The organism is Corynebacterium sp. KPL2895 (assembly GCF_040225815.1).
GTDB lineage: Bacteria > Actinomycetota > Actinomycetes > Mycobacteriales > Mycobacteriaceae > Corynebacterium > Corynebacterium rhinophilum.
In genome coordinates, this window is record NZ_JBEHFY010000018.1 from 41600 (window position 1) to 48784 (window position 7185).

The 7185-nt window shown below is 54.8% G+C and carries 9 protein-coding genes and 1 pseudogene; 3 read left to right on the plus strand and 7 right to left on the minus strand.

Going from position 1 to position 7185, the window contains the following annotated elements:
* Nucleotide 1: 1 nt before the first annotated feature.
* A complete protein-coding gene (locus ABRP95_RS08855; protein ID WP_349839250.1) occupies nt 2-1165 on the minus strand; it encodes a sensor histidine kinase in 1164 nt (387 codons plus the stop codon).
* Between ABRP95_RS08855 and ABRP95_RS08860 the strand changes: the two genes are divergently transcribed.
* Nucleotides 1164-1694 carry a DUF2020 domain-containing protein gene (locus ABRP95_RS08860; protein ID WP_284771243.1) on the plus strand — a complete coding sequence of 177 codons (531 nt, stop codon included), beginning with the start codon at nt 1164-1166 and terminating at the stop codon, nt 1692-1694. The two genes, ABRP95_RS08855 and ABRP95_RS08860, sit on opposite strands and share 2 nt — an antisense overlap.
* Here the strand turns inward: ABRP95_RS08860 and ABRP95_RS08865 are convergent.
* Together ABRP95_RS08865 and ABRP95_RS08870 are read right to left on the minus strand one after the other, a co-directional pair.
* Entirely contained in the window at nt 1691-1843 is a 153-nt protein-coding gene (locus ABRP95_RS08865) for a hypothetical protein (protein WP_284771244.1), read from the minus strand. The genes ABRP95_RS08860 and ABRP95_RS08865 overlap by 4 nt on opposite strands.
* Nucleotides 1843-2505, minus strand: a complete 663-nt coding sequence (locus ABRP95_RS08870; protein WP_284771245.1) for a class E sortase — start codon at nt 2503-2505, stop codon at nt 1843-1845. The genes ABRP95_RS08865 and ABRP95_RS08870 overlap by 1 nt, the downstream gene beginning before the upstream one ends.
* A gap of 35 nt (nt 2506-2540) precedes the next feature.
* Between ABRP95_RS08870 and yidC the strand changes: the two genes are divergently transcribed.
* The gene (yidC, locus tag ABRP95_RS08875) at nt 2541-3485 is read left to right on the plus strand and encodes a membrane protein insertase YidC (RefSeq protein WP_284771246.1); all 945 of its coding nucleotides are present in this window, start codon (nt 2541-2543) and stop codon (nt 3483-3485) included.
* Here yidC and ABRP95_RS08880 read toward each other — a convergent pair.
* From ABRP95_RS08880 to ABRP95_RS08890, 3 genes are all read right to left on the minus strand, one after another.
* The gene (locus tag ABRP95_RS08880) at nt 3442-4050 is read right to left on the minus strand and encodes a TetR/AcrR family transcriptional regulator (protein ID WP_349839251.1); all 609 of its coding nucleotides are present in this window, start codon (nt 4048-4050) and stop codon (nt 3442-3444) included. The two genes, yidC and ABRP95_RS08880, sit on opposite strands and share 44 nt — an antisense overlap.
* A gap of 78 nt (nt 4051-4128) precedes the next feature.
* A complete protein-coding gene (locus ABRP95_RS08885) occupies nt 4129-4380 on the minus strand; it encodes a GlsB/YeaQ/YmgE family stress response membrane protein (RefSeq protein ID WP_005279667.1) in 252 nt (83 codons plus the stop codon).
* A 177-nt stretch (nt 4381-4557) separates the two neighbouring features.
* Nucleotides 4558-5457: a universal stress protein gene (locus tag ABRP95_RS08890; RefSeq protein WP_284771248.1), complete on the minus strand. Its 900-nt coding sequence runs from the start codon at nt 5455-5457 to the stop codon at nt 4558-4560.
* A 120-nt stretch (nt 5458-5577) separates the two neighbouring features.
* Here ABRP95_RS08890 and ABRP95_RS08895 point away from each other — a divergent pair, with 120 nt between their 5' ends.
* A complete protein-coding gene (locus ABRP95_RS08895) occupies nt 5578-6624 on the plus strand; it encodes a pseudouridine synthase (protein ID WP_411707044.1) in 1047 nt (348 codons plus the stop codon).
* Nucleotides 6625-6819: 195 nt separating this feature from the next.
* Here the strand turns inward: ABRP95_RS08895 and ABRP95_RS08900 are convergent.
* A pseudogene (locus ABRP95_RS08900) lies at nt 6820-7080 on the minus strand (integrase core domain-containing protein); the annotation flags it as partial.
* Nucleotides 7081-7185: the final 105 nt, after the last annotated feature.

Sequence of the window (7185 nt, forward strand, 5' to 3'; positions counted from 1 at the left end):
TTTAATCTACCGCCTTATCAAAGGGCACACTAACTGACACAGCCGTTCCCTCCCCCGGCGCGGATTCTATGATCACCTCGCCGCCCAGCTCCTGCGCACGGCGCTGCATGGCAGAAAGGCCAATATGCCCCAGACCCGCCGGCGCGCTTTCCACCATCGCGGGATCAAAACCCTGCCCATTATCCACCACATCCACGCGCACCTCGTCGGTTTCATAGGTGACGGTGATCCGGGCGCGGCTGGCGTGGGCATGCTTGACGATGTTCCCCACCGCCCCCTGTGCAATCCGCAATAGCGCCGCCTCTATTTTCATCGGCAGCTGTTGCTCCGCGCCCTCGCTTTCGACCTCCACCTGGACCCCCGCCGTAGCGGCGAAGTTTTCCGCCATGCGCGTCAGCGCCGCCTCAAGGGATGTCTCCGTCAGTGTGGGAGGCTGCAGCGCCGCAATCATGGCCCGCGCCTCATGCAGGTTATCCGCCGCGGCCCGCCGGGCGAGCTCAATGCGCCGCCGGGCGGCGGCAATGTCGTGTTTATCCAGATCCCGGTCGGCGGAGTGCAGGAGCATCTGAATTGATGACAACCCCTGGGCCAAGGTGTCATGAATCTCATGGGCGATGCGCTGGCGTTCGGCCACCATGCCGGCGTCTCGTTCCGTGGCCGCCAATTGCGTACGGGTTTCTACTAGCTCCCGGTTCATGCGCGATAAGGTGCGAAACGCATAGGTAATCGCCACGGTTACTAGTGCCGAGACCGCCGGTCCCATCACTCCACCAAAGGTCAGACCTCCCGGTATCTGCACCACGACAGTGAGCACGGTCGCACCGATGACACACAGGATACCTGCGGTCACATCCAGCACCGTCAGGTACAAAAAGTACATGACGAATACCAGATAAATGGCGGCGGGAGCCACGAAAAGATCCGCACCCCATAACACCGTCAGGATGCTTATCCACAAGTAGCGCATGGGCCGCGGCCACTGCTCCGCATAGATCGATCCCGCAAAGTAGACGGCCGCGAACCCCACCAATAGCAATAGGTTAATAAGGGACTGCGATAGCGGCATTTTCACCGAAGTAAAAATACCCACCACTAACAGGACCGCAGTCAAGAAATGAATGCCGGTACGCAGTGCATCAGAATCCCGATCTAATGTGGAGCTCATGCGCAAAAGCCTACTTGTCCTTCTCGCCCTGACCGGAATAGGGATCGCGGGATGCCAGACCGAACAAGCAGACCAGACCGAACCGGAACACGAGGTGACACCGGAAAGCGCCGCCATCAACGTCGCACAGACCGCAGAGGTCAACGAGTGGAGCGATTGCCCCTATATCGATCCCGGCTGGTTGGAAAATACCAATGGCGAGCGTCTTACCAAGCAGGGCATCGACACGCGCTTTCCCACCCCCGCGTGCGTCTTCTGGTCTTATCAAGACCACCCGCAAGCTACCGTCATCGTGCGCGAGATGCCCACTGTAGAAGACGCCCGCGCCGCGGTGGATTGGGCCGCGCCAATCGATGCCACCGAGCCCGCCTCCTTTGCAGGCTGGGAAGGCGGACGGGGCATCGTCAATGAGCAGGCCGTCTATGCCGTGCAAAAGGATACCCACGCGGTGCTGGTGTGGAGCAATCAGCAACAGACCTTCAAGTCCGAGCAGATTGCTCAGGAAGCCATTGCCAATTTAGGGCTTTAAACCGCGACGTCGTTATAGGGCATCATCGGCGAAACCCAGGGGAAGACAACCTCCATGAGGAGGAAGAAGATTCCCACCGCAATGGCGATGGCGAGCAGCGCCTTCACTGGCTTCGGTCCTGGCAATAGATTCCACAAAGCGCGATACATTACTTAGCTTCCTTTCCAACTTCCATCGCGTGCACGATCATGCGCTCGGCGTTGGAAAATTGCGGGTGACAGGTAGTCAGAGTCAGCATTCCCCGCGTGGGGTCCGCTTCAGTTCCTGGGACGGGGTCGATCACTGAGACATCGCCAGGCGTGGTGATGTGCCTGCCTGCAACATGGCTATATTCTTCTGGTACTTCATCGAAGCAATCCGCATGCTCGCCATCGATAGGCAGCACCTTGTAAGTAATCTTTTCCGTTTGGGTTTCGATGATAACGTCATCGCAGGTGTGCAAAGAACCCAAATCATTAAATGGGGCACCCTTGCCTACGCGGTGCCCAGCCACCGCAAAATTCCCCGTCTCACCTGGCATTTGTGTGTCCTCATAGTGACCAGGTCCGCGTAGAAGATCATCATCATCCGTGCCTTGAATGATGGCAAAATGATAATCCGAGCCAAAGGCTGGGATGTACATCTGTGCGAAAGCCTCTCCCAAATCTGGGTCCACTTTCTCCCGGGGGTTGCGCCACTGCTCTTCTAATTTTGCATTAGCTTCATCTTGTAAGCGCCCTGATTCCACATTCGTCCAATAGGCTTCATAGAATGCAAATAGAACTAAAACCAAACCAATGGTTAGCATGAGTTCGCCCAGAACTTTTGTCATGTCCTAAACCATACTTCCTCTCCGAAAGGAAAACCATGTTCGAGTTCTTCATGTACCCGGTTTCCGGAATCATGAAATTCTGGCATTGGCTGATCAGCGGCTTCGTTGATGAATCCGCTGCATGGCTTGTCTCCATTTTCCTTTTGGTACTCACCGTGAGAGGCATCGTTATCCCCCTCAACTGGATGTCGCTGCGCTCCGCACGCATCGGTGTCCTCATGCGTCCGGAGAATAACGATATCTCTAAGGAAATGAACCAGGCCAGCACCAAAGAGGAAATGGCTGCGCTCATCAAGAATCAGCAGGATCTCATGAAGAGCTATAACTACAAACCTGCTGCTGGCTGCATCCCACCGCTCATCATGATTCCGGTTTTCATTGGTTTGTACCAAGTAATCCTTCGGATGTCGAAAATCGATCAGGACTCAAAGACCGTCGGCATGCTCAATGCTGACGACGTCGCCGCCTTTCGTGAAACCACATTCTACGGTGCCCCAATCACTGACTTCGCCCGCGATCACGGCGATCTTCTTAATCCCGTCCTCATTGCTGCCATCGTCTTTACCATGGCGAATTCCATCATCGCCCTAATCCGCAGCTTCCTCACCACGCAATTCGATCTAAAACTAAACCGCCGCATATTCATTTTCATGGGCATTTTGCTCATCATCGTGCCCTTCTTCCTCTGGCACCTAGCTCATAATGGCCCCATTCCCGTCGCCATCATTATTTATTGGGCCTGTGCATATTGGATTACCCTCATTCAGACCATCATCTTCGAAATCATGCTGCGCGAGTTCTACCCGCTTACAGATGAAGTAAATGCGATGCGCCGTGAGAGCCTTCAAAATTGGCGGAATAAAGAAAAACAACCCGCTCTTTCCAAGGAGGAGAAAAAGCGGGTCAACCGGCTGCGCATTGAGGCGCGCAAGCACCTTAAATCGAATAATCAGCAGGAGGAGCCGAAAGCATCTGAGTAGCTAGCTCGCGGGCGGTATAGAGTGGCCCTGCTTCTTTGGTCAGGCGGGATCCGGCGAGACCGCCATCGAGGAAAATCAAGAGCTGGCTTGCTTGGGAGGCCGAGGGATAACCGTTGCGCTCCGTCAACAGAGCCGTCAAGGTAGAGTGCACCCAATTGCGATGCTGCATGCAGGCCGCGACGATGCCGCGCTCCGAATCCGTTTCAGGCCGCGGGTACTCGCCCGCTGCATTCAAGAAGTGCGAACCGCGGAATCCTTCCTCCGGCTCTTCCTCAATGACCTTGTCAAAAAAGGCCAAGATCTTTTGGTCCGGATCCTGCATGGCAGCCGTCCGCTGCTCCCAGTCCTGGCGGAATTGTTCATCCAAGGACTCTACGTAGGCAATAACCAAGGCATCCTTGGAACCAAACAAGGAATATAGGGATGCCTTGGCCACATCCGCTTCGCGCAAGATGCGGTCAATACCGATGACGCGAATGCCCTCAGATTTAAAGAGCTTTGTTGCAGATTCCAGCAATCGACTCCGCGGGCTGGGGCGATTGCGGCGCGACTTCTTCTCTGCCATGGATTCCTCTCTACAACGACAAAACCGGTTCATCTATACTTTATAGACAAACCGGTATGTACGCTAGTTATATGCGGACTATTGTTTCACCTTGTCCACAATCCACAGCAAGATGCAAGCACCCGCGGTGGCAGCGACGATGGAGAAGATCCAACCACCGCTAGCCTCAATATTCAGCAGCTGGATAATGATGCCACCGATGAGGCCGCCGATAACACCCACCACCAGGTTGGTAAACAAGCCGTGGTCACGCTTCATAATCTTCTCTGCCAGCCAACCGGCAATGATACCAACAATGATTGAAGTAAATAGACCCAAACCTAGTCCCATGATTTCCTCCTAATATAAACGTATCGAATACTTCCCAGTTTAAACCCCTGTGACTCAAGTGGCGATAACAAATGCGACACATTTGTATAGCAAAGTGGCTTTAAAACACCAGAAGCGCTCCACTCCTGGCTCTAAAAGCCGGGAGAAGAGCGCTGGGAAGTCAGGCTAGCGAATGATTTAGCCTTCGTCGTCTGGGCGTACCACCATCATCGGGCACGGTGCAGACTGCAGCAATGCGCGGGAGGTAGAGCCAAGGACCATGCCCTTGAATCCACCACGGCCGTGGGAACCAACGACGAGAAGCTGCGCACCTTCGGCGGCCTCCGTCAACGCACGGACGGGGCGGTCACGGGTGATCTGCTTCTTCACCTCAACATCTGGGAACTCTTCGCGCGGTTCCTTCAGGTTTTCTTCCAGCACCTCAGCTTGTTCCTTTTCAATCTCTGACCACTCAGACTGAGCTGCAGAGAGGCCGGCGAGGGATGCCTGGATTTGCATATCCATCCAGGTGTGCACGGCAACGAGGGCCGCGCCGCGAGCCTGGGCTTCGCGGAAAGCATAGGAGGTTGCCTTCTGAGAAACCTCGGAACCGTCCACGCCAACGACAACTGGGCCGTATTTGGTGGAGTCGGTGACGTTATTATCTTCACGAACCACAACTACCGGGCAAGCGGCGTGGGAAACAACTGCGGCGGAGACAGACCCCATGACCATGCCGGACAGGCCGCCCATGCCGCGCGAACCCATCACGACCATGGTGACGTCTTGAGACATTTCCAAGAGCATATCGATGGGGGAGCCCTCTGCGATGGTGTGCCCAATCTTGAGCTCTGGGGCTACCTCGTGAGCGATTGCACGAGCTTCCTCAATCTTTTCCAGGGTGTCGTCCTGCAAGTCATCGTAGAGATCCTTCGGCGGAACCATACCTTCTGCATACAGGAATTGCGGTATGGTGTAGCTCGATGCGATGCGCAGCGGGATTTCCCTCTTCATCGCCGTATTTGCCGCCCAACGGACGGCGTTCTTTGAGGCGTCAGAGCCGTCGACGGCGACGACTACAATGTCTTCCTTAGCCATGATCTTTCCTTTCAGTGGTTATAACTTAATTATAGTACGGATTAGGCTTAATGGTTGACAGTTGCAGGATCAGAATTGGACGGAGAGAAAATTTCGAGGAGCGTTCGGAATACGTCCCATATCACCGCGCCAATTCCGTCATTGAAAAAAGCCAGCACCTGGTCCGCGAGAGAATTAATATCCATGTCAAACACACTAATACACCACAAAAAAGGATTCAGCCCTTTGCCCATTAAAAATGGGCTGAACCCCACGCGCGTACGTACGCCGGAGGAAGGTCTCAGCACCTGGGATTTTCTCAGCGAAGTCATCTCCTCGCAGCGCCACCGCCACCCTAATGATGATGCACAGGCACTGCGTGACCGATTCACCGCGGGCGAGGTAGTCCTGCGCGATCAAACTCCCCTAAAGCCAGGTACCGTGCTCGGCAAAGATGTCGATGTCTTCTTCTACCGCATCCCCGCACCAGAAGCACCCGTGCCTTATGACATCCCCATCATCTATGAAGATGACAACATCCTGGTAGCCGATAAACCCCCATTCATGGCCACCATGCCGCGCGCCCGGCATATCGTCGAAACCGCCACCGTACGCCTTCGCCGTTCCACCGGAATTAACGAATTAGTGCCGGCACACCGCCTCGACCGCCTCACCTCCGGCCTTCTTCTATTTACCAAGCACAAGGACGTCCGCGGCGCCTACCAGTCCCTCTTTGCAGAAAAGAAAGTTCACAAAACCTACCAGGCGGTCGCGGAATTCCGCCGCTTGCCGACGCCCCTCCGATGGTCCTCCCACCTAACTAAAACGCCCGGTGAAATCCAGGGCCGGATAGCAGATGGTGAACCAAATGCTTTCACCACACTAGAATCGGTAGAACCCATTGATAAGGCCCCTTACGAAAAGGTTCACGGTTCACTAGCTGACCTCGGCATCTACACCCTAAAACCACAGACTGGGAAGACCCATCAATTGCGGCTGCACATGTGGCAGGCGGGCGTACCGATCCTCGGCGATCCCGTCTACCCCACGATTTTCCCTGAGGAAGCTGAAGACATGTCCGTACCCATGCACTTAACAGCAACGGACTTAGAATTCACGGATCCACTCAGCGGAAAGCCGCGCCATTTCATCTCAAGACTTCCATTGGTCATGCACAAATTGCTTTAAGCCTGAAGTGTCCCAGGTTTTGTTCCGTTTGAATAGAGGGGAAAATCTGGAAGGAACTGACCTCCATTTGGTGGCCACCTGATATTCAACCCAGTCGAGTTGGGAAGATGAAGTGCCCCGTGTTTTGTTCCTAGGCATGTGCCTTGATTTCTATTATGGGCCTGACCCCCGGACAGTGGACACGTCGGGGGTTAGCTATGCTGCTTTGGTCAGTGTAGCTGATGTGAGTGCTTCGAAGTCATCGGGAGCTAGAAGGTTGCACCACGAGTGTCGCCGGCGCGTGTTGTAGCGCATGCACCACCTAAAGACTTCCTGACGGCAGATAATGGGATTGCCAAAGACTTTCCTATCACGCAAGACTTCCCGCTTTAAGGTGGCGTTAAACGATTCTGCTAGGGCGTTATCTGCACTCGTTCCTACCGCGCCCATGGACTGGCGCACACCCAACGACGAGCAATGAGCGTGTCAAGTTGTTTGTGTGTGGGGCTAGGTTTATAGGTATTTGTCGAAGCGGTCGGGAAAGGCCACGGCCATCTGGTTGATGGCTTGTTTCCAGCCGGA

Bases quoted from the DNA above. Each gene is read 5' to 3' on its own strand.
- yidC (WP_284771246.1), top strand. From the start codon at position 2,541: ATGTTCGAGTTCTTCATGTACCCGGTTTCCGGAATCATGAAATTCTGG.
- ABRP95_RS08870 (WP_284771245.1), bottom strand. From the start codon at position 2,505: ATGACAAAAGTTCTGGGCGAACTCATGCTAACCATTGGTTTGGTTTTA.
- ABRP95_RS08880 (WP_349839251.1), bottom strand. From the start codon at position 4,050: ATGGCAGAGAAGAAGTCGCGCCGCAATCGCCCCAGCCCGCGGAGTCGA.
- ABRP95_RS08865 (WP_284771244.1), bottom strand. From the start codon at position 1,843: ATGTATCGCGCTTTGTGGAATCTATTGCCAGGACCGAAGCCAGTGAAG.
- ABRP95_RS08860 (WP_284771243.1), top strand. From the start codon at position 1,164: ATGCGCAAAAGCCTACTTGTCCTTCTCGCCCTGACCGGAATAGGGATC.
- ABRP95_RS08885 (WP_005279667.1), bottom strand. From the start codon at position 4,380: ATGGGACTAGGTTTGGGTCTATTTACTTCAATCATTGTTGGTATCATT.
- ABRP95_RS08890 (WP_284771248.1), bottom strand. From the start codon at position 5,457: ATGGCTAAGGAAGACATTGTAGTCGTCGCCGTCGACGGCTCTGACGCC.
- ABRP95_RS08855 (WP_349839250.1), bottom strand. From the start codon at position 1,165: ATGAGCTCCACATTAGATCGGGATTCTGATGCACTGCGTACCGGCATT.